This window comes from Nocardioides sp. (assembly GCF_050699375.1).
In the GTDB taxonomy this organism is placed as follows: Bacteria; Actinomycetota; Actinomycetes; order Propionibacteriales; family Nocardioidaceae; genus Nocardioides.
In genome coordinates, this window is sequence record NZ_JBOHDN010000239.1 from 1 (window position 1) to 20,084 (window position 20,084).

Genomic DNA, 20,084 nt, shown 5'->3' on the forward strand with positions numbered 1-20,084 from the left:
TCAGCAGCCGGCGTAGCGCACTCAGCGAACGCGGGCCTGCCCCCGAGGCGAAGGCGTCCGCGTCGGGATAGAGCGCCCGGACCTGAGTCGCCGGCAACGCGGCGAGCATCGCTCGGCCGCTGGCCGTGGTGTGGGCGGGCAGCCGTACCCCGACATCGGTGATCAGCAGCGGGCGCCCCGGGGCGCGCTCCTCGAGGAGATAGACCACCTCGCGGCCTTGCAGCACCGAGAGGTGGACGCCGTTGCCGGAGCGGTCGCGCAGATCGGCGACCAGCCGCCGCGCCAGCCGTTGGAGCGGCGCCTGCCGGGTGTATCCAGTGCCCAGCTCGTAGGCCGCGACGCCGAGTCCGTACACCTTCTGCTCGGGATAGTGCACGACGAAGTTCGAGGCGAGCAACGTGCTGAGCAGGTGGTACGTCGTGGACTTGGGCAGCTTCAGATCCCGCGAGAGCGCAGACGCGGTCACGGGACTCGCCTGACCGGCGAGGTAGCGGAGGATGGCGAGCGTCTGCTCGGCTGCGGGCACGACGGCCATGCTTGGATCGTAGTGGTTTCAGATCTCCGTCAGTCAGACGGCACGACGGCCACCGACCCACGTCTGAGCGACGAGCGGGACTCCCGGGCGGTAGGCCAGATGGACGTACGACGGTGCGTCGAGGACCGCGAAGTCCGCGCGGCGGCCGACGTCCAGGGTCCCGACATCGGAGCGGTCGAGCGCTCGAGCACCGCCGGCCGTCGCCGCCCACAGGGCCTCGGCCGGTGACATGCCCATGTCGCGTACGGCCATGGCGATGCAGAACGGCAGCGAGCTGGTGTAGCTGGAGCCAGGGTTGCAGTCGCTGGCCAGCGCCACGGTCACACCGGCGTCCAACAGTCGACGCGCATCCGGCCATGGCTGCCGCGTCGAGAACTCCACGCCCGGCAGCAAGGTGGCGACGGTGCCGGACTGGGCCAGCGCATCGACGTCGGCAGCGGAGAGGAAGGTGCAGTGATCGACGGCAGCCAGGCCCAGCTCGCAGGCCAGCTGGACGCCCGGGCCGTCGCCGAGCTGGTTGGCGTGCAGTCGACCCTTCAGCCCCTTGTCGTGCCCCGCCTTCAAGATGGTGCGCGCCTGGTCGGCGTCGAAGGCGCCGCGCTCGCAGAACACGTCGATCCAGCGTGCGTGAGGCGCTGCCGCCTCGAGCATCGGCCCGGTCACCAGGTCGACGTACGCCGCCGCGTCCGATCCCTGCGGGACGACGTGCGCGCCGAGGAAGGTGGTGTCCTCGGTGAACCGGCGGGCGATGGCCAGGCTGCGGGCCTCATCGGCGACAGTGAGGCCGTAACCGCTCTTGATCTCGATATGGGTGGTGCCCTGACGATGCATCTCCGCGACCAGTCGGACGACGTTGGCCGCCAGCTGCTCGTCGCCGGCCTGGCGGGTGGCAGCGACGGTGGTACGGATCCCGCCGGCGGCGTACGGCGCCCCGGTCATCCGTGCCTCGAACTCGGCGGATCGGTCGCCGGCGAAGACGAGATGGGAGTGGCTGTCCACGAAGCCGGGGATCACCGCCCGACCACCGAGGTCGACCCGTTCGTCGGCGTCCGGGGCCCGGGTGACCGGGCCGACCCACGCCAGGCGCTCTCCCTCGACCACCAGGGCGGCGTCCGTCAGAAGACCCTGCTCCCCCTGGGTGGCCAGCTCGCTGATCCCGGTCATCACAACACTGCTCATGCCCACACCGCCCCGATCGCCTCGGCCAGCTCCTGGCCGACGTCTTGCCGGTCGCCGGGACGGATCACGATCTTCCCGTCGGCGACCACATGGTTGACATCTTCCCCGGTCGCGGCGAAGACCACTGAGCTCTCGTCGCTGCCGGTTCCCGCCGTACGCGGGCTGCTCGTCGCCAGGGTGACCAGGTCGGCACGCTGCCCGACGGCGATGCGGCCGGCGTCGGCCCAGCCCAGGCTCTCGTGGCCGGTCACCGTGGCCGCCTGGAGCAGCTCGGCGGCCGTCCAGTGCCCGCGCTGCTCGGTGGCCAGCCGCTCGTCCAGCTCGACAGCCCGCATCTCCTCGAAGAGGTCGATCACGGCATGGCTGTCGCTGCCCAGGGTCAGCCGGGCCCCCGCGTCGTGCAGCGCACGGCTCGGGCCGATGCCGTCGCCGAGGTCGCGCTCGGTGGTCGGGCAGAAGTCGGCGTACGCCGAGGCCTCGCCCAGGAGCCGGATGTCGGTGTCGGTCAGGTGGGTGGCGTGCACCGCGGTGGTGTGTGCGCCGAGCAGACCCTGCTCGGCGAGCAGCTGCGTCGGCGTCATTCCGTACGCCTCCAGGCACTGCTCGTTCTCGGCAGGCTGCTCGGAGAGGTGGACGTGGAGCGGTTTGCCCGCCGCGGGGCGGAGCTGGTCGCGCGGGACCGCGCGCACCGAGTGCATCGCCGCGCCGACCAGCACGCCGGCCCGGTCCTCAAGTCCGGCGACCCGCCCGGCCCAGGTGTCGGCGTCGCCGTCGGAGAACCTGCGCTGTACGCCTTCGGGCGGGGTCCCGATGCCGGAGGCGAGATACAGGGTGTCGAGGAGGGTGATCCGGATCCCGGCCTCGCGCGCCGCCTCGGTCAGTGCGTGGCCCATCGCGTTGGGATCGGCGTACGGCGTGCCGTCGGGCTGGTGGTGCAGGTAGTGGAACTCGCCCACGCAGGTGATGCCGGTGGCCGCCATCTCGCGGTAGACCGCCCGGGCAAGAGCGAAGTAGCTGTCCGGGTCGAGGCGCTCCGCGACGGCATACATCTGCTCTCGCCAGGTCCAGAAGGATCCGCGGCCGCGCTGGGTGCGCCCCCGCAGGGCGCGGTGGAAGGCGTGGCTGTGGCAGTTGGCCAGGCCCGGAACGGTGAGCCCGGGCAGCCGCGTCGCCGCCTCGGCCGGGCCGGTGAACCCGGGGACCACGGCGGCGAAGCGGCCGTCGGCGACGGTGACCAGCACGTCATCGGCGACTCCATCGGGCAGGACCGCCCGCTCCAGCAGATAACGCTCGCTCATCCGGCCAGCCCCTGGAGCGTGTCGGCGAGCGCCTCGACCCCGGCGAGGCAGTCGGCCATGTCGGCGTGCTCCTCGGGCGAGTGCGAGATGCCGGTCGGGTTGCGTACGAACAGCATCGCGGTCGGGATTCCGGCTGCCGAGAGGATCCCGGCGTCGTGGCCGGCCTGGGTCGGGATCACCGGCCAGCCGCGGGGTTCGGCGATGCGCCGGGCGAGGTCGGCGTCGAAGCCCACCGACGCCGAGACCGACTCCGGGGTGACCTCGAGGCCGGTGCCGTCCTGGCCGGCCCGCTCGGCCGCCTGGGCGGTGATCGCCTCGACCAACCGGGCGAGTCCGTCGTCGGTGGCGCAGCGGGCGTCCAGCCAGGCGGTGACCTGGGACGGCACGGCATTGGTGCCGTTCGGCTCGACCGTGATCCGACCAAAGGTGGCCCGCTCCCCGGCCAGCCGAGCCTGCGCGTTGGCCGCGACCGCGGTCATCGCGTAGGTGAGCATCGGGTCGCGGCGGTCCTCCATCCGGGTGGTCCCGGCATGGTTGGCCTGACCGGTGAAGTCGAAGCGGTAGCGGCCGTGCGGCCAGAACTCGCTGGCCACCCCGACCGCTGCCTCCCGGTCGATGAGGTCGCGCCCCTGCTCGACGTGGAGCTCGACGAAGGTGCCCACCCCGGCCAGCAGGTCGGAGCCCTGCGACGGGTCGACGCCGGCCGTGGCCCAGGCGTCGCCCAGACGTACGCCATCACGGTCGGTGAGCGCCTCGGCCTGCTGGAGCGTCATCGCACCGACCGCGAGCCGTGAGCCGAGACAGGCCAGGCCGAACCGGGAGCCCTCCTCCTCGACGAAGGCACCGATCCCGATCCGCCTGCCCGGCGTGAAGCCACGCTCACGCATCAGGTCGAGCGCCGCGAACGAGGAGACCACCCCGAGCGGACCGTCGAAGGCACCGCCGTCGAGCACCGAGTCCAGGTGGGAGCCGGTGAGCAGGTCGCCGCCTTCGGCGGCCGACCCCGGGGAGACCTCCCACCAGGCGACCGCGTTGCCGAAGCCGTCGTACTCCAGCCGCAGTCCACGGGCGCGGGCCTCCTGGGCGAACCAGTCGGCGCACTCCCGCTCAGCGGTGGCGAACGGCTGGCGGAAGTAGCCGCCGGAGGCGGTCGACCGCCCCAGCGGAGCCAGGTCGCGCCACATCTCCTCGAAGCTCACAGTTCAGGCCTCTCGTTCTCGTCGCTTCCGGTCAGCCTTCGCTCAGCCCTCGGTCATCGGGATGCGGACCCCGCGCTCGGTCGCGACCTCGCCGGCCAGGTCGTAGCCGGCGTCGACATGCCTGATCACACCCATACCGGGGTCGTTGGTCAGCACCCGCTCGATCTTCTCGGCCGCCAACGCGGTGCCGTCGGCGACGCACACCTGCCCGGCGTGGATCGAACGACCCATCCCCACTCCGCCCCCGTGGTGGATCGAGACCCAGGACGCACCCGAGGAGGTGTTCACCAACGCGTTGAGCAGCGCCCAGTCCGCGATGGCGTCGGAGCCGTCGAGCATCGCCTCGGTCTCCCGGTACGGCGAGGCGACCGAGCCACAGTCGAGGTGGTCGCGGCCGATCACGACCGGCGCCTTGAGCTCGCCGCTCTTCACCATCTCGTTGAACTTCAGGCCGGCCAGCTGGCGTTCGCCGTAGCCGAGCCAACAGATCCGTGCGGGCAGGCCCTGGAAGTGCACCCTCTCCTGCGCCATCGTGATCCACTTCCGCAGCCGCTCGTTCTCGGGGAAGAGCTCGAGGATGGCCTTGTCCGTGGCGGCGATGTCGGCGGGGTCCCCGGACAGCGCGGCCCAGCGGAACGGGCCCTTGCCCTCGCAGAAAAGTGGCCGGATGTACGCCGGCACGAACCCGGGGAACTCGAAGGCTCGGTCATAGCCGGCCTTGCGGGCCTCGTCCCGGATGGAGTTGCCGTAGTCGAACACCTCCGCGCCCTTGTCCTGGAACTCCACCATCGCGCGGACATGGGTGGCCATCGACTGCTGGGCGCGCTTGGTGAATCCGACCGGGTCCTCGTTGCGCTCGCGCTCCCAGTCCTCGAACGCCGTCCCGGCCGGCAGATAGAACAGCGGGTCGTGGGCACTGGTCTGGTCGGTCACCACATCGATCGGCGCATCCGACTCGAGCAGTGCCGGCACCATCTCGGCGGCGTTGCCCAGCACGCCGATGGACAGCGGGCGCCGGGCGTCGCGTGCCTCGACCGCCAGCTCGACCGCGTGTTCCAGCGAGTCGGCCTGGACGTCGAGGAAGCGGTGCTCGATCCGCCGGGTGATCCGCGACTGGTCGCACTCGATACAGATCGCCACGCCGTCGTTCATCGTCACCGCCAGCGGCTGGGCACCACCCATCCCACCCAGGCCCGCGGTCAGGGTGATGGTCCCGGCGAGCGTCCCGTCACCGTGGCCAGGCCTGCCAGAGGCAGCGAGCTTGTCGGCGACCGCCGCGAACGTCTCGTACGTCCCCTGCAGGATCCCCTGTGTCCCGATGTAGATCCACGAACCGGCCGTCATCTGGCCGTACATCGTCAGCCCGAGGTCCTCGAGCCGCCGGAACTCCTCCCAGTTCGCCCAGTCACCGACCAGGTTGGAGTTCGCGATCAGGACCCGGGGCGCCCACTCGTGCGTACGCATCACGCCGACCGGCTTGCCCGACTGCACCAGCATCGTCTCGTCGTCCTCGAGCGTGCGAAGGGTGCGTACGAGCGCGTCGTACGCCTCCCAGCTCCGTGCGGCCCTGCCGGTTCCGCCGTAGACGACGAGGTCCTCGGGACGCTCCGCGTTCTCCGGATCCAGGTTGTTCATCAGCATCCTCAGCGCAGCCTCCGTCTGCCACGACTTCGCGGTCAGCTCGGTGCCGCGTGCGGCGTGGATGGGAAGACGGGGGTTGGTCGAGCGCTCATTCATGGCAAGCTCCGATCACGGACTCAGCGACTGGGAGGATCGCCCCGGCGGCGAGCTGCGAGCTCGTGCTCTGTCGATCCATGTGTCCATCAAACGCAGTGTTGGATGGTCTGACCAGTGCTTCAGCCCGCCTATTGTCTGGGATACCAGACTTGGCGCGGATCGAAGTGCCTGAGCGTCAGTCGATCAGGCCCGCCTCGCGCGCGAGCCGGACGGCGTGGACGCGGTTGTTGGCGTTGAGCTTGCGGGTGGCGCTCTTCAGGTAGGACTTGACGGTGCTCTCCACGATCCCGAGCGACTCGGCAGCCTCCCGGTTGCTGTTCCCGAGCGCCACCTGGCGCAGGACGTCGAGCTCGCGGGAGGCCAGGCGGACCACCGGTGCCAGCTGAGCCGGGCCCGACTCCCCCGCTGCGCCGGTGAGCCGGAGGACCATCGCCTCGAGGCGGCTGCGAACCGAGGGGTCGATGACCAGGCCGGCCAGGTCGGTGAGCTCGTCGGCCATCTCCTGGCGTTCGGCCCGGTCGCGCCTCGCCACAGGCTCGGACGGGTTCGCCGACGGAGCCGGCGCCGGAGCCAGGCGAGAGAGCCGACTTCGGACTTCGTCGTCGATCAGGATCTCGCGCTCGAGGGCACGGACCAACGGTCGCAGTGCGTCGAACCAGACGGTGCCGAGGCCCCGCTGCGAGCGTGAGCCCAGGTAGACGAGCATGCGAGGGGTCCGGCCGACCAGGATCGGCAGCGCGGCGACGGTCTCCAGATGCTCCTGGCGGACGACGGTGTCATAGAGGTGGGTGATGCCTCGCGCCGTGTAGTAGTTGTCGACCGCGCCGGGCTGGCGGGTCTGCAGGGTCTTCCCGCCCAGGCCCTGCCCGCTGACGACGCGGAGACCTCGCAGCGCACCACCCTTCGCACCGCAGGTCGCGGTGATGTCGATGGCCGTTCCATCTGCGCGGACAGGGCCCCCGAAGGCAAGGTCGAGGCCGGATGCGGCCCGGAATGATGCCAGCGTCTGGCCGATCCGGGACCCGTCGTACGGCGCCTCTGCGCTGATCCCGATGGTGCTCATGGCCCTGAGCGTAGGTGACGCCCGTCACAGACAACAAGAGTCCGACCCCCTCTTTCGGGGGCACTCTTCCGGGGGTATCGGACGGCTTGCGACAGCCCCACACTCGGTTCACCAATCCGAGTAGGAGGCACGATCATGGCCCAAATCACGGCTACCCGAGCCGAGGTCGACGGGCGCACGATGCGTCGCGTCGCTACGGCTTCGCTGACCGGCACCACCATCGAGTTCTACGACTTCCTCATCTACGGGCTCGCGGCAGCCCTGGTGTTCAACGCCGTCTTCTTCCCGTCCATGGGCGGCCCCGAGGGCACCCTGGCGTCGATCGCGACCTTCGGGGTCGCGTTCGTCTTCCGTCCGCTGGGCGCGATCCTCTTCGGTCACTACGGCGACCGGATCGGTCGCAAGGCCACCCTGATCACGACGCTGATGATCATGGGCACCTCGACGTTCGCGATCGGCCTCCTCCCGAGCGTGGAGTCGATCGGGAAGGGCGCGGTGGTGATCCTCGTGCTGCTGCGCGCGCTGCAGGGGATCGCGCTCGGTGGCGAGTGGGCCGGCGCCGCGCTCCTCACCACGGAGTACGCCGCCCACGGGAAGCGCGGCCGCTACAGCATGTTCCCGCAGCTCGGCCCCAGCCTGGGCCTGGTCATCGCGGCCGGCGCGATGCTCACGACGTTCCGGCTGATGGAGCCCGCCGCGTTCTCGGCCTGGGGCTGGCGGATCCCGTTCCTGGCCAGCGCCGTCCTTGTCGCGGTCGGTCTCTGGGTCCGGCTGAAGATCGCCGAGACACCGTCCTTCAAGAAGGTCCAGTCGGCAGGCACCCGCAGCACGTTGCCGTTCGTCGGCTGCCTCCGTGACCAGTGGCGGCAGGTGCTGCTCAGCGGCGGCATCATGGCGGTCGTCTTCGGCGCCTTCTACACCGGCGCCAGCTTCATGGTCGCTCACGCCGTCGGCACCCTCGGCCTGAGCATGAGCCAGGCCCTGCTCGGCGTCATCGTCGCGGCGCTCGCGATGAGCGTGACGGTCATCGTCTCCGCGTGGCTCTCCGACGTTCTCGGCCGCCGGGTGGTCCTGCTCCTGGGAGCCGCGGTCGGCCTCGTCGCCGGTCCACTGTCCTTCGCCATCATGGAGCCCGGCAGCTTCGCGAGCTTCGCCCTCGGCAACAGCCTGATGCTGTGCGTGCTCGGCCTCAACTACGGTCCGATCGCGGCGTTCCTGCCCGAGATGTTCCAGGCGAGGTATCGCTACACGGGAGCAGGCCTGGGCTACAACATCGCGGGCATCCTCGGTGGCGCCGTCCCGCTGGTCATCGCCGAGGACCTGCTGGCCCGGTGGGGCACCAACGGCATCGCGTACTTCCTCACCGCTCTGGCGATGCTGAGCATCGGCTGCCTGCTGGTCGCGAAGGAGACCAGCCGCGTGGAGCTCGACGCGGAGCCGGCGCTCGCCTGATCGTCGCTCCGGCACCCGCACGGTGTCCTTCACCCACTTTCGGGGGTGGAGCGGGCACCTCGGTCTCGGTCATGCTCGCCGCATGACCGAGACCTCACTCACCACCGCATCGTCGACCCGCGGCGGCGTCGACGTTCCCCTGCTCGAGGAGACCATCGGGGCGAACTTCGAGCGCACCGTGGCCCGCCACGGCGACCGCGAGGCGCTCGTCGAGATCGCGACCGGGCGCCGCTGGACGTACGCCGAGCTCGACGCGGACGTCGACGCGCTCGCGGTCGGCCTCCGCCTGGCCGGCATCGGCAAGGGTGACCGGGTCGGGATCTGGGCTCCGAACTGCGCCGAGTGGACGATGGTCCAGTTCGCGACCGCGAAGATCGGCGCGATCCTGGTCAACATCAACCCGGCCTACCGGACCCACGAGCTCGGCTACGCCCTCAACCAGTCCGGCGTACGCCTGCTGCTCAGCGCGACCTCGTTCAAGACCAGCGACTACGTCTCGCTCGTCGGCGAGGTGGAGGGCGACTGCGGCGCGCTGGAGAAGACGATCTTCCTGGGTACGCCGGAGTGGGATGCGCTGCTCGCGGCAGGCCGCGGTGAGCGGCTGACCGACCACGTCGACTACACCCTCGACCCGAACGACGCGATCAACATCCAGTACACCTCCGGGACGACGGGGTTCCCGAAGGGCGCGACGCTGTCGCATCGCAACATCTTGAACAACGGCTTCTTCGTCACCGAGACGATCCATTTCACCGAGCAGGACCGGCTCTGCATCCCGGTGCCCTTCTACCACTGCTTCGGCATGGTGATGGCCAACCTCGGCTGCACCACCCACGGCGCGACCATGGTGATCCCAGGACCGGGCTTCGACCCGGCTACGACGCTGCGGACGGTCCAGGACGAGAAGTGCACGGCCCTGTACGGCGTGCCGACGATGTTCATCGCGATGCAGGACGACCCGGGCTTCGCCTCGTACGACCTCTCGACTCTCAGGACCGGGATCATGGCCGGCGCGCTGTGCCCGATCGAGGTCATGAAGCGGTGCGTCAGCGAGATGCACATGAGCGAGGTCGCGATCGCGTACGGCATGACCGAGACCTCGCCGGTCTCCTGCCAGACCCAGACCGACGACGACCTCGAGCGGCGTACCGAGACCATCGGCCGGGCCGCTCCGCACGTCGAGGTCAAGATCGTCGACCCCGCCACCGGCGAGGTGGTCCCCCGCGGCACCGCGGGTGAGTTCTGCACCCGCGGCTACTCGGTGATGCTCGGCTACTGGCCTCTGCACGATGACGAGGGTTCGACGAAGACGGCAGAAGCGATCGACTCCGACGGCTGGATGCACACCGGCGACCTGGCCGTCATGCGTGAGGACGGCTACTGCGTGGTCGTGGGCCGGATCAAGGACATGGTCATCCGCGGCGGCGAGAACATCTACCCGCGCGAGATCGAGGAGTTCCTCTTCACCCACCCCGACATCGCCGAGGCCCAGGTCGTGGGCGTTCCGGACGAGAGGTACGGCGAGGAGCTCTGCGCCTGGATCCGGATGCGTCCCGGCGCCGAGCCGTTGGACGCCGAAGCGGTGCGAGCCTTCGCGGCCGGCAAGCTCGCGCACTACAAGACGCCCCGCTATGTGCTGCTCGTCGACGAGTTCCCGATGACCGTGACCGGCAAGGTCCGCAAGATCGACATGCGGGAACGGAGCGTCGCGCTGCTCGGCCTCTGAGCCGGCCAGGAACAGGTGGGGTGTCTATCCGTTCACCCGGATGGTCGGCTCGATCTCGACCGGGAAGTTCACGCTGTTCGCGATGAAGCAGTCCAGGTGGGCCTGGTGATGCGCGGAGGTGGCGGCCTCGGCCATCGCGGCGTCGGCGACGGTGACGACAGGGTGCAGCACCGCCCGGGTGAACCGGCCGCCGGTCCCCTGCGTCTGCATCGTCGCGGTCGCGGTGTCGTGGTAGTCGAGCACGACAACGCCTGTCTTCACCGCCTGGTGCAGGTAGGACATCAGGTGGCACTGCGCGAGCGAGGCCAACAGCAGCTGCTCGGGGTTGTGTCGGCTCGGGTCGCCGCGGAAGGTCGGGTCGGCTGAGCCGAGGATGTCGGGCAGCCCCTCGATGCGTACGACATGGTCGCGGGCGTAGTCGCGGTAGCCGCTCGTGCCGGTGCCGCGGTTGCCCGTCCACTCCACCGCGACCGCGTACTCATGGGTCAGTGCCATGCTCAAAGGTTAGTGGCGAGCAGCCGCGCGACCGGCAGCCTCGATGATCGCTCCCCAGGGCAGCTGCTGGTCCGAGGGCATCTGGCGAGGTGGGTGGAGCGGCCAGAGGTCGGGGCCTTCGATCACGTCGACGCCGGCGCTGCGTAGGGCCGCGAGGTGTGATGGCCAGGCCGGGTGCTCGGCGTGTGCGGCGTTGATCAGCGGAAAGAGCACGACAGGCACGGTCGTGAGGCTCTCGGTCACGACCGTGAGCGCCTGGTTGTCAGCCAGCCCCAGGGCGATCTTCGCGGTGCTGTTGAAGGTCGCGGGCGCCGCGACGATCACGTCGGGGTCGGGGTGGGGACGCGGCTCCCACGGGAGCCGGCTCGTCCCGCGTACCGGATAGCCGGTCGCGGTCTCGATCCGTTCGGCCTCTCCGTTCGCACTGAGCCAGGAGAAGGCCGTGGGGGTCAGGGTCACCGGGACCTGATGACCGGCATCGACGAGCGGCCCGACCAGGTCGTCGCAGAGCTGCTCCACGCCGCCGGCGGCGCAGGCGATGATGCCGATGGTCGCCATCGGATGACTCCCTCGTCTCGGATCCGGGGTTCCGGTCGACGGTCAGCGTACGGGACCCGAGGCGGTGCGACGCGTGACTATCGACGGCGACCAGCGCGCGACCTCAGCGGTCGTGGTCGGCTGGGTGGAGCTGCGTCCCGGTGACACCACAGTGCGCACAGGTCTCGATGTGCACCCGGTGATCGTCGGGCTCGGGTTCGGCGTATAGGGGGCGCCGGACGAACGCCGCCGCGAGGGCCGCGCCGAGGAGCAGCAGGACGGCGTTGATCACCATCGCCATGCCGTAGCCGTCGTCGAAGGTCCGCGGGTTCGTGTAGTCGTCGCCGGCGATCCCGACTGCTGCCGGGACGACCGCCACGGCCAGCAGGCCGGCGGTCCTGGACACCGCGTTGTTCACCCCCGACGCGATCCCGGCATGCCGGTCGTCGGCGGCATCCAGCACGGTCGCGGTCAGCGGCGAGACCAGCAGCGTGAGCCCTGCGGCAAAGAGCACGACCGGCGCGAGCACGTCGAGGACGTACGAGGCCTGCGGGCCGATCCGCCCCATCCAGAGTGCGCCGGCGGCCGCGAGCAGCGGTCCCAGGGTCATCGGAAGGCGCGGGCCGATGCGCTGCGCCAGTGCGCCCGCACGGGCGGAGAAGAGCAGCATCACCACGGTCACCGGTAGCAGTGCAGAACCCGCGGCGAGGGGCGTCCAGCCGCTGACGACCTGGAGCTGGAGGACGAGGAGGACGAAGATCACGCCGAGTGCTGCGTACACGAGCAGGGTGACGGCGTTGGCCGCGCTGAACTGGGGGTTGCGGAACAGCTCGAGCGGGACCAACGGGTGGGTCGTGCGGGCCTCGACGACCACGAAGGCGGCCAGGCAGGCGACTCCGACGGCGATGGTCGCCGCCACAGACCCGGCGAGACCGATCTCGCCCGCCCGGGTCAGCCCGAAGGTGAGGCCCCCGAGCCCGGTCGCGGCGAGCAGCGTGCCGGTCACGTCGAGCCGTCCGCCGGCTTCCGGGTCGCGGCTCTCCGGGACGTAGCGGGTGGCGACGATGACGATGAGCACCGCGACGGGGACGTTGATGAGGAAGACCAGCCGCCAGTCCAGCTCGACCAGCCAGCCGCCGACGAGTGGCCCGATCGCGGCTGCGATGCCGCTGAGACCCGACCAGGCGCCGACGGCTGCGGACCGGTCCTCGGCATGGAACGACGCGGCGATGATCGCCAGGCTCCCCGGTGTCAGGAGCGCGCCTCCGACTCCTTGCAGCCCGCGCGCCGCGATCAGCAGGTGGATGTCGGGCGCCAGTCCGCACATCAGCGACGCGCCGGCGAACCACACCACGCCGATGATGAACACGCGGCGCCGACCGAAGCGATCGCCCAGTGACCCGCCGAGGAGGATCAGCGCCGCGAGGCTCAGTGTGTAGGCGTTGACCGTCCACTGCAGACCGGAGAAGCCCGCGTCGAGATCCTCACCGATCCGGCCGAGCGCGACGTTGACGACGGTCGCGTCGAGCATCGCCAGGCCGGAGCCGAGCACCGTTGTCGCCAGCACGAGACGGCCGCGGCCACTTTTCAGCCGGAGGTGAGCGCTGTCGCTGGGAGGGACGGTCATTCCACGCCCCCGCCGACCCGCGGGGACCGCCGGATGTCGTCCATGATCGTGCTCATTTCCCTCGGAGGCAGAGAGGCATTGCGAGCAGTATCCCAGTCAGCCGCGTTCCTTCCCCGCGTTCAGGCTCCCTCCCCCGGAGAATCCGCGACCCACGTACGCAGGTCTCCCCCGTGCTGGTCGAGGGTGGGTGGGGCGGCGTGGCCGGTCGGGGTGACCTCGGCGCCCTCGGCGAAGAACCGCAGCGGCGGACCGGGGAGGGTGAGCTCGCCCAGGGTGGTGTGGTCGACGTCGATCAGGAGACCCTGGCTGGCGGTCTGGTCCCAGGCGTAGACCTCGTCCAGGGAGCGCACCTTGCCGGCCGGGACACCGGCCTCGGCGAGCTTGGTGAGCAGCTCCTCGGCCGGCCAGGAGGAGAACAGCTCCTCCACGAGCTCGACCACCTTCTCCCGGTTGGCCGCGCGCTCGGGGTTGGTGGCCATCCCGTCGAGATCGGGTGAGATGTCGAACGCGGCGCAGAAGCGCCGCCACAGTCCCTCGCTCCCGACCGCGATCTGCACGGTGCCGTCGGCACAGCGGAACAGGCCGTAAGGCGAGATGCTCGGGTGATGGTTGCCCTGAGCGCGACCGACCTCGCCCGCGACCGTCCAGCGAGTGCCCTGGAACCCGTGGACACCGACGACGGCGGAGAGCAGCGAGGTTCGGACGACCGTTCCTCGGCCGGTGCGCTCGCGCTCGTGGAGAGCGGCGAGCACACCGTAGGCGCCGTACATCCCGGCCAGCAGGTCGGCTATGGGGGTGCCGACCCGCTGGGGGTCCTCGGGGCTCGAGCCGGTGATCGACATCAGCCCGGCCTCACCCTGCGCGATCTGGTCATAACCCGAGCGACCACCTTCGGGTCCGTCGTGGCCGAACCCGGTGATCGAGAGGACGACGAGGCGTGGGTTGCGGGCCTGGAGCTCGTCGATGCCGAGTCCGAGCCGGTCCAGGACACCGGTGCGGAAGTTCTCGATCAGCACATCGGCGCGGTCGACCAGACGCAGCAGCACATCCTTGTCGTCGGCGTCCTTGAGATCGAGCGTGATCGACTCCTTGTTGCGGTTGGCCGAGAGGAAGTACGTCGCCTCCCGCTGCCCCTCCTCCCCCACGAACGGCGGTCCCCAGCCCCGGGTGTCGTCGCCGTGTCCGGGCGCCTCCACCTTGACGACGCGAGCGCCGAGATCGCCCATCATCATCGCTGCGTGCGGCCCGGCCAGAGCACGGGAGAGGTCGAGGACGACGACGTCGTCGAGTGGTCCACGCATGCGCGTCACCATCCCGGGAGGACCATGGTGGCCCAGACCAGGAGGGGACCGACGAGCACGACGATGACGCTGTAGCCGAGGATCTGCTTGTAGTAGCGCTCCTCGGTGATCGTCTCGGGCCGGTTGGCCAGCATCAGCGCGCCGTTGGTGGAGAACGGGCTCACGTCGACGATCGTCGAGGAGATCGCGAGCGCGGCCACGAACATGGCCGCGGAGATGCCGCCCTCAGCGATCAGCGGCACCGCGATCGGGATGATGATCGGCAACAGCGCCGTCGAGGAGGCGAACGCGGAGACGACCCCGCCGACGTAGCAGAGGACCAGCGCGCCGATCGCCGCGACGCCCAATCCGGCCGCCCAGCCACCCACGAACTCGGGCGATCCGGCGGTGTTCAGGATCGTGGCGTACGTCGAGACGCCGGCGACCAGAAGGACGGTCGGCCAGGCGATCTGGCGGATGGCGTCCTTGTGCTGGCTCGGAGAGAGCGCCGCGAGCACGGTCGCCGCGGTGATCGAGGCGAAGCCGATGTTCTTGTCGAAGAAGAGCGCGATGGCGGCGACGATCACGAAGGCGGCGAGGGTCAGGACCTGCTCGGTGCGGATGCCGGGCTTGGTCCCGGTCGGGGCGACGGTGCCGTAGCCGCGGGCCGGGACGGTCACGCCGCCCTCGTTGAGCTCGCCGGGTACGCCGGCGGCGGCTCTGGATGCCTCGTCGGGATCGAGCCTCGTGCTCATCAGCGCTCGTCCGCCGAGGGCGACGAACAGGATCGTCGCCATGATCAGGTTGACCGCCAGGCTGGTGAGGAAGACCGTCATCTCGCTGGAGGGAAGGCCGTTGTCGACCATGACCGAGTTGGTGATCGTGCCGTAGATGCTGATCGGCGAGAAGCCACCGCCCTGGGCTCCGTGCACGACGAACATGCCCATCATCAGCGGGTTGATCTTGTAGCGCGCCGCGAACCCGAGCGCCACCGGCCCGATGATCGCGCAGGCCGCCGGGCTGGCCGCACCCATCGCGGTCAGCAGCGCGGTCACACCAAACATGACCCAAGGAATCAGGGCGACCCTCCCGCCGACCGCACGTACGGCACTACTGACGATCAGATCGACGGTGCCGTTGTTGCGAGCGATCGCGAACAGATAGGTGACACCTATCAACGTCAGGATCAGGTCGGCGCTGACTCCGGCCAGGATCTCCTTCTCGTCGAGGTTCAGCGCGAACATGCCGACAAGCCACGCCGCGACGTACGCCAGCGCTCCCATGTTGATCGGCAGCAACGTGCCTGCCACGAACAAGGCGACCAACGCGATGATCGCCACCCATTCCGGTCCCATCGGGCTTCCCTTCTGTCGTCCCCGCGCGCCGTCGCAGGTGTGACAGGTATCACAGACGGCTCAGTGGCCTAGCCAATAGGACAATCGACCGAACGTCAATACCCTGTAGCCATGAGTGAGTCGTCACGCTTTCCACGCCCCTTGCAGCGAACCCGCCTCTACGAGCAGGTCGCCGAGCAGATCACGGGCTGGATCTCGGAGAACGACCTGAAGGCAGGTGACCGGTTGCCGCCGGAGAGAAAGCTCGCCACCAGCCTCGGGGTGAGCCGCGCGACCCTCAGCCAGGCTCTGGTCGCCCTCGAGGTGATCGGCGTGGTCGCGGTGCGCCACGGGGACGGGACGGTCCTGACCGACAAGCCGAAGGTCGAGCGGATCACCGACGCGATCCGGGCGCACGCGGAGCGGATCCCCGATGTCATCGAGGCACGCGACGCGCTGGAGACGAAGATCGCCGCGTTGGCCGCTGTGCGGCGTACGGAGGAGGACCTGGACCGGATCGAAGGTGCCCTCACCTCGATGGAGGAGGACATCGCCGGCGGCGGACGCGGCGTGCAGGGCGACGAGCTCTTCCACCGCGCGGTCACCGACGCCGCCCACTCCCCCTTGCTCGCTCAGATGATGTCGGAGATCAGCGAGCTGATCCGCGAGACCCGCATCGAGTCGCTCTCCCAGCCCGACCGCCCCAAGACCTCGCTCGCCGGACACCGGAAGATCGCCGAGGCGATCGCCCGGGGTGACGGCGATGGCGCCGCCACCGCTATGCACGGCCACGTCATGCTCGTCAGCGACGTCGCGCTGCTCCGCGAAGGATGAGCGAGCGCAAGCGAGCGGCAGTGAGCCTCAGGCCGCCGGTTCCGTATGCTTCGCTCTCCTCCACGGAGGCGGCGGCATGACCTGGGCCGATCAGCTCGCGGTGCTCGCCGCGGGCCTGGGCGCGGGGATCCTCACCTCGACCGTCGGGGTCGCCTCGCTGCTCAGCTTTCCCGTCCTGGTCGCGGTAGGCCTCCCGCCGGTCGTGGCCAACACGTCCAACACGGTCGGGATGGCCCCGGCCGGGCTCAGCGGCTCCTTCGGCTATCGGCGTGAGCTGGCTGAGCATCCGCGGATGACCATCGCCGTGCTGATCACCGCGGGAGCGGGCAGCGTCGCGGGCTCGCTGCTGCTGCTCCGGCTGCCCGGGTCCGTGTTCGAGGCGGTGATCCCGTGGCTGATCCTGGGCACCTGCGTGCTGGTGGGCGTGCAGCCTCGGCTGAGCCGCTTCCTGCGTCAGCACGCCACCGATGACGAGCCTCGGGTCCGGATGTCCGGGCTCACCGGAGTGTTCGCGACGCTTACCGGCGCCTACGGCGGCTACTTCGGCGCCGGCTCGGGAGTCATGATGATGGCGGTGCTCGGACTCGGGACCGACCTGGAGTTCCGCACGGTCAACGCGCTCAAGACCTTCGCCGTGATGGCCTCGAACGTGGTCGCGACCGTGATCTTCGTGGCCATCGCCGACCTCGACTGGCGGGCCGTCGCACTGCTCGCCGGAGGATCGGTGGTGGGCGGGTACGTCGGGGCACGCATCGGCCGCCGCCTGCCGGCCACACTCCTGCGCTCGCTGATCGTCGTCGTCGGCATCAGCGCGGCGATCCTCATGCTCGTACGCTGACCGTCGGCCGGCCGCATGTCCTCCGGGTCAGAACGGAGGCTTGCCCGTGCCGGAGACGCGGAACCTGCCCCAGGGGTCGACATCGGAGAGGCGTCCTTCGGCCCGGCCGTGGGCGGTGTGGACCGTGACGCTCTGGCCGTTTCGTACGCCGTCCGGTGCCGTGGCGACCCGGCCGTACCAATGGAAGTGACCGTCGATCGGCTGGAACGCACCACGCAGCGTGACCTCGGCCTGCCAGGTTCCGTCCTCGGAATCGAGGCGGGCGGGCCCGTCGTACAGGTGCTGGGGTTCGTGCTCGACGGTCGTGCTGTTCTCGTTCATCGGGGGTTCGTTCAACAGGGGCTCGTTCATCGGGGGCTCTTTCGGAGTGGGGTGATGATCTCGGGGCGGTCCAGGGCGCTCAGGTCTACGCCGTACTCGGCGGTGGTGCCCTCCAGCGCGTGCCAGACGAACTCGCTGAGGTAGCGGGTGAACGCTGCGCGCGACATGGTGCGCCGGTCCAGCCACCATTGCCCCGCGGACTCACCGATGCCGACCAGGCTGTGCGCCCACGGCTCGGCGCCGGCCGCGTCGACGCCGAGGCGATGGAAGGCGTCGCCGAGCAGGCGGGCGAAGGTCGCGGCGATGAGCTGCTTGCCGTCGGCGAGCGGGTCGCTGCCGCCGGTGTGCTGGCGGACCAGGAGCAGATAGATGTTGGGGTGCTCGGCGATCGTCTCCACGTACGCAGCGACCCCGGCTCTCACCCGATCGCGGGTCGGCGCCGGAGCGAGCACGGCGGTGACCACCGCGTCGAGGATCTGCTGCGCGGCCCACATCCCGACAGCACCGTGCAGCTCGGCCCGGTCCGCGAAGTAGCGATAGAGCACCGGCTTGCTGACCCCGGCCTCCGCGGCGATGTCGGCGATCGAGACGTCGACGCCGGCCGAGTCGACCGCTCGAACGGCTGCTGCGACCAGCTCGGCGCGTCTCGCCTCTCGATGCGAGTCCCAGCGCGAGGAGCGGCCGTCGTCCTTGACCTTCCGTGTCATGTGCTGCACTCTAGCAACTACCTGTAACTCTTAGTAACACTTAGGTGGAAGAATGACCATCACCGACCCGACCTCCGACCGGCTCCTGCGCTCCACCGCTCGCCAGTCCTACGACCCCGAGGTCGACCTCGACTGGGACGCCGCGCCCGTAGAGGGCCTGTGGTGGATGCAGCCCGAACGCGTCTCCCTCTACGGCACCCCGACCTGGGGCCGGCTCAGCGAGGAGCAGCAGATCGAGCTCTCCCGCCACGAGGTGGCGAGCATGATGAGCGTCGGGCTGTGGTTCGAGGTGCTGCTGATGCAGCTGCTGCTCCGCGAGGTCTATGGCGCCGATCCCCGCACGGCCCGGACGCAGTACGCGCTCACCGAGATCGGTGACGAGACCCGGCACTCGGTCATGTTCGGCCGGGCGATCGCGGCCATGGGCGCGCCGCCGTACGGCCCCCGCCCCGCCGTCCTGCGCATCGGCAAGCTCGCCCCGCTGCTGCACGGACCCAGTGTCTTCTCCGCGACCCTGGTCGGCGAGGAGCCGCTCGACCGCTGGCAGCGTGAGCTGATGAAGGACGAGCGCTGCCAGCCGCTGACCCGGATGGCCTCGCGGATCCACGTCACCGAGGAAGCCCGCCACGTCACCTTCGCCCGCGAGGAGCTCGCCACCGCGATGTCACAGAAGATCGGACGCACGCAGCTCCGGCTCCACCAGAACCTGACCGCCCGCACCGCCTACGTGATGGCCCGCTCCCTCGTCCACCCGGACTGCTACGCGGCCGTCGGCCTCGACCCGATGGAAGCCCGTCGTGAGGCGCTCGGCAACGAGCACTACCGCGCGACCCTGGCCTGGATGGGCGAGAAGATGATGCCGTACCTCACCGAGCACGGGATGGTCTCGGACAAGGACCGCAAGCTCTGGCGGGCGTCGTTCCTGGTGCCGCGGAGCTGATCGGGTGGACGGTCGGGGCGCGTGTTCAGAGCCCCGCGGCCGCGCGGCAGAACGTGGTCCTCGCGGCGAACGAATTTTCGTTCGCCGCGCGGACCGGCGCCCGCGGCCCGGAACGGAGACTCGTCAGCGGAAGGCGGACTCCCCCGTCAGCGCCTGACCGATGATGAGCTGGTGGACCTCGCTGGTGCCCTCGTAGGTGAGGACGGACTCGAGGTTGTTGGCGTGGCGCATGATCGGGAACTCGAGCGTGACGCCGGCGGCGGCGAGGATGGTGCGGCACTCGCGGGCGACGGCGATCGCCTCGCGGACGTTGTTGAGCTTGCCGAGCGAGATCTGCTCGGGACGAAGGGTGCCGGCATCCTTCAAGCGACCTAGGTGCAGGGCCAGGAGCATCGCCTTGCCAACCTCGAGGGTCATGTCGGCGAGCTTGGTCTGGGTGATCTGGAAGCCCGAGAGGGGCTTGTCGTAGATCTCGCGGGACGCGGCGTACGCGATGGTGGACTCGAGGCAGTCGCGGGCCGCGCCGACGGCGCCGAAGACGATGCCGAAGCGGGCCTCGTTCAGGCAGGACAGGGGGCCCTTGAGGCCTCTGACCTCGGGGAAGGCGGCGGATGCCGGGAGACGTACGTCGTCCAGGACGATCTCGCCGGTGACCGAGGCGCGCAGGGACAGCTTCTGCTTGATAACCGGTGCCGAGAATCCCGGGGTGTTGGTCGGGACCACGAAGCCGCGAATCCCCTTGCCGTCGGCCGCCTCGTCGGTCTGCGCCCAGACGACCGCGACATCGGCGACAGGGGCGTTGGTGATCCACATCTTGGTGCCGGTGAGCACCCAGTCGTCGCCGTCCCGCCGCGCACGCGTCCGCATCCCGCCAGGGTTGGAGCCGAAGTCGGGCTCGGTCAGCCCGAAACACCCGATCGCTTCACCGGCCGCCATCCGCGGTAGCCACTCCTGCTTCTGCTCCTCGCTCCCCCACTTCCAG

The 20,084-nt window shown here is 70.0% G+C and carries 19 protein-coding genes; 5 read left to right on the forward strand and 14 right to left on the reverse strand.

The window, feature by feature from the left end:
* The 6 genes from ACRDPS_RS17680 to ACRDPS_RS17705 form a co-directional block, all read right to left on the reverse strand.
* A partial coding sequence (locus tag ACRDPS_RS17680; protein ID WP_431502973.1) for an IclR family transcriptional regulator occupies positions 1 to 535 on the reverse strand: 535 nt, incomplete at its 3' end.
* Positions 536 to 568: 33 nt separating this feature from the next.
* Complete coding sequence (hutI, locus tag ACRDPS_RS17685) at positions 569 to 1,714, reverse strand: imidazolonepropionase (protein WP_431502974.1); 1,146 nt, start codon at positions 1,712 to 1,714, stop codon at positions 569 to 571.
* Entirely contained in the window at positions 1,711 to 3,012 is a 1,302-nt protein-coding gene (locus tag ACRDPS_RS17690; RefSeq protein WP_431502975.1) for a formimidoylglutamate deiminase, read from the reverse strand. The genes hutI and ACRDPS_RS17690 overlap by 4 nt, the downstream gene beginning before the upstream one ends.
* Positions 3,009 to 4,211, reverse strand: a complete 1,203-nt coding sequence (locus ACRDPS_RS17695; RefSeq protein WP_431502976.1) for an allantoate amidohydrolase — start codon at positions 4,209 to 4,211, stop codon at positions 3,009 to 3,011. The genes ACRDPS_RS17690 and ACRDPS_RS17695 overlap by 4 nt, the downstream gene beginning before the upstream one ends.
* 42 nt (positions 4,212 to 4,253) lie before the next feature.
* Complete coding sequence (gene hutU, locus ACRDPS_RS17700; protein ID WP_431502977.1) at positions 4,254 to 5,948, reverse strand: urocanate hydratase; 1,695 nt, start codon at positions 5,946 to 5,948, stop codon at positions 4,254 to 4,256.
* A gap of 175 nt (positions 5,949 to 6,123) precedes the next feature.
* A complete protein-coding gene (locus ACRDPS_RS17705; RefSeq protein ID WP_431502978.1) occupies positions 6,124 to 7,011 on the reverse strand; it encodes a response regulator transcription factor in 888 nt (295 codons plus the stop codon).
* Positions 7,012 to 7,146: 135 nt separating this feature from the next.
* Between ACRDPS_RS17705 and ACRDPS_RS17710 the strand changes: the two genes are divergently transcribed.
* Both ACRDPS_RS17710 and ACRDPS_RS17715 read left to right on the forward strand, forming a co-directional pair.
* The gene (locus tag ACRDPS_RS17710; protein WP_431502979.1) at positions 7,147 to 8,463 is read left to right on the forward strand and encodes an MFS transporter; all 1,317 of its coding nucleotides are present in this window, start codon (positions 7,147 to 7,149) and stop codon (positions 8,461 to 8,463) included.
* 82 nt (positions 8,464 to 8,545) lie between these two features.
* Positions 8,546 to 10,189 (forward strand): AMP-binding protein, encoded by a 1,644-nt coding sequence (locus ACRDPS_RS17715; RefSeq protein WP_431502980.1) that lies wholly within the window; start codon positions 8,546 to 8,548, stop codon positions 10,187 to 10,189.
* A gap of 24 nt (positions 10,190 to 10,213) precedes the next feature.
* Here the strand turns inward: ACRDPS_RS17715 and ACRDPS_RS17720 are convergent, their stop codons facing one another.
* From ACRDPS_RS17720 to ACRDPS_RS17740, 5 genes are all read right to left on the reverse strand, one after another.
* Positions 10,214 to 10,684 carry an OsmC family protein gene (locus ACRDPS_RS17720; protein WP_431502981.1) on the reverse strand — a complete coding sequence of 157 codons (471 nt, stop codon included), beginning with the start codon at positions 10,682 to 10,684 and terminating at the stop codon, positions 10,214 to 10,216.
* 9 nt (positions 10,685 to 10,693) lie between these two features.
* On the reverse strand, positions 10,694 to 11,242 hold the full coding sequence (locus ACRDPS_RS17725; RefSeq protein WP_431502982.1) for a flavoprotein: 549 nt from the start codon (positions 11,240 to 11,242) through the stop codon (positions 10,694 to 10,696).
* A 103-nt stretch (positions 11,243 to 11,345) separates the two neighbouring features.
* Positions 11,346 to 12,848, reverse strand: coding sequence for an MFS transporter (locus ACRDPS_RS17730; protein WP_431502983.1), 1,503 nt, complete (start codon positions 12,846 to 12,848; stop codon positions 11,346 to 11,348).
* A 119-nt stretch (positions 12,849 to 12,967) separates the two neighbouring features.
* Positions 12,968 to 14,149 carry a CaiB/BaiF CoA transferase family protein gene (locus tag ACRDPS_RS17735; protein WP_431502984.1) on the reverse strand — a complete coding sequence of 394 codons (1,182 nt, stop codon included), beginning with the start codon at positions 14,147 to 14,149 and terminating at the stop codon, positions 12,968 to 12,970.
* Positions 14,150 to 14,154: 5 nt separating this feature from the next.
* Positions 14,155 to 15,483: an SLC13 family permease gene (locus ACRDPS_RS17740; protein ID WP_431502985.1), complete on the reverse strand. Its 1,329-nt coding sequence runs from the start codon at positions 15,481 to 15,483 to the stop codon at positions 14,155 to 14,157.
* A gap of 111 nt (positions 15,484 to 15,594) precedes the next feature.
* Here ACRDPS_RS17740 and ACRDPS_RS17745 point away from each other — a divergent pair, with 111 nt between their 5' ends.
* Positions 15,595 to 16,296 (forward strand): FadR/GntR family transcriptional regulator, encoded by a 702-nt coding sequence (locus tag ACRDPS_RS17745; RefSeq protein ID WP_431502986.1) that lies wholly within the window; start codon positions 15,595 to 15,597, stop codon positions 16,294 to 16,296.
* Positions 16,297 to 16,372: 76 nt separating this feature from the next.
* Positions 16,373 to 17,134 (forward strand): sulfite exporter TauE/SafE family protein, encoded by a 762-nt coding sequence (locus ACRDPS_RS17750; RefSeq protein ID WP_431502987.1) that lies wholly within the window; start codon positions 16,373 to 16,375, stop codon positions 17,132 to 17,134.
* A gap of 27 nt (positions 17,135 to 17,161) precedes the next feature.
* Here the strand turns inward: ACRDPS_RS17750 and ACRDPS_RS17755 are convergent, their stop codons facing one another.
* Entirely contained in the window at positions 17,162 to 17,455 is a 294-nt protein-coding gene (locus ACRDPS_RS17755; RefSeq protein ID WP_431502988.1) for a DUF4873 domain-containing protein, read from the reverse strand.
* A 26-nt stretch (positions 17,456 to 17,481) separates the two neighbouring features.
* Positions 17,482 to 18,162, reverse strand: a complete 681-nt coding sequence (locus tag ACRDPS_RS17760) for a TetR/AcrR family transcriptional regulator (protein ID WP_431502989.1) — start codon at positions 18,160 to 18,162, stop codon at positions 17,482 to 17,484.
* Positions 18,163 to 18,214: 52 nt separating this feature from the next.
* Here ACRDPS_RS17760 and ACRDPS_RS17765 point away from each other — a divergent pair, with 52 nt between their 5' ends.
* A complete protein-coding gene (locus ACRDPS_RS17765) occupies positions 18,215 to 19,102 on the forward strand; it encodes an AurF N-oxygenase family protein (RefSeq protein WP_431502990.1) in 888 nt (295 codons plus the stop codon).
* Positions 19,103 to 19,225: 123 nt separating this feature from the next.
* Here the strand turns inward: ACRDPS_RS17765 and ACRDPS_RS17770 are convergent.
* A partial coding sequence (locus ACRDPS_RS17770; protein WP_431502991.1) for an acyl-CoA dehydrogenase family protein occupies positions 19,226 to 20,084 on the reverse strand: 859 nt, incomplete at its 5' end.

What these genes read in the sequence shown, in the direction of transcription:
- ACRDPS_RS17730 (WP_431502983.1), bottom strand. Translation starts at nt 12,848, where the DNA reads ATGACCGTCCCTCCCAGCGACAGCGCTCACCTCCGGCTGAAAAGTGGC.
- ACRDPS_RS17720 (WP_431502981.1), bottom strand. Translation starts at nt 10,684, where the DNA reads ATGGCACTGACCCATGAGTACGCGGTCGCGGTGGAGTGGACGGGCAAC.
- ACRDPS_RS17755 (WP_431502988.1), bottom strand. Translation starts at nt 17,455, where the DNA reads ATGAACGAGAACAGCACGACCGTCGAGCACGAACCCCAGCACCTGTAC.
- ACRDPS_RS17710 (WP_431502979.1), top strand. Translation starts at nt 7,147, where the DNA reads ATGGCCCAAATCACGGCTACCCGAGCCGAGGTCGACGGGCGCACGATG.
- ACRDPS_RS17735 (WP_431502984.1), bottom strand. Translation starts at nt 14,149, where the DNA reads ATGCGTGGACCACTCGACGACGTCGTCGTCCTCGACCTCTCCCGTGCT.
- hutU (WP_431502977.1), bottom strand. Translation starts at nt 5,948, where the DNA reads ATGAATGAGCGCTCGACCAACCCCCGTCTTCCCATCCACGCCGCACGC.
- hutI (WP_431502974.1), bottom strand. Translation starts at nt 1,714, where the DNA reads ATGAGCAGTGTTGTGATGACCGGGATCAGCGAGCTGGCCACCCAGGGG.
- ACRDPS_RS17740 (WP_431502985.1), bottom strand. Translation starts at nt 15,483, where the DNA reads ATGGGACCGGAATGGGTGGCGATCATCGCGTTGGTCGCCTTGTTCGTG.
- ACRDPS_RS17760 (WP_431502989.1), bottom strand. Translation starts at nt 18,162, where the DNA reads ATGACACGGAAGGTCAAGGACGACGGCCGCTCCTCGCGCTGGGACTCG.
- ACRDPS_RS17725 (WP_431502982.1), bottom strand. Translation starts at nt 11,242, where the DNA reads ATGGCGACCATCGGCATCATCGCCTGCGCCGCCGGCGGCGTGGAGCAG.
- ACRDPS_RS17765 (WP_431502990.1), top strand. Translation starts at nt 18,215, where the DNA reads ATGACCATCACCGACCCGACCTCCGACCGGCTCCTGCGCTCCACCGCT.
- ACRDPS_RS17745 (WP_431502986.1), top strand. Translation starts at nt 15,595, where the DNA reads ATGAGTGAGTCGTCACGCTTTCCACGCCCCTTGCAGCGAACCCGCCTC.
- ACRDPS_RS17715 (WP_431502980.1), top strand. Translation starts at nt 8,546, where the DNA reads ATGACCGAGACCTCACTCACCACCGCATCGTCGACCCGCGGCGGCGTC.
- ACRDPS_RS17705 (WP_431502978.1), bottom strand. Translation starts at nt 7,011, where the DNA reads ATGAGCACCATCGGGATCAGCGCAGAGGCGCCGTACGACGGGTCCCGG.
- ACRDPS_RS17750 (WP_431502987.1), top strand. Translation starts at nt 16,373, where the DNA reads ATGACCTGGGCCGATCAGCTCGCGGTGCTCGCCGCGGGCCTGGGCGCG.
- ACRDPS_RS17690 (WP_431502975.1), bottom strand. Translation starts at nt 3,012, where the DNA reads ATGAGCGAGCGTTATCTGCTGGAGCGGGCGGTCCTGCCCGATGGAGTC.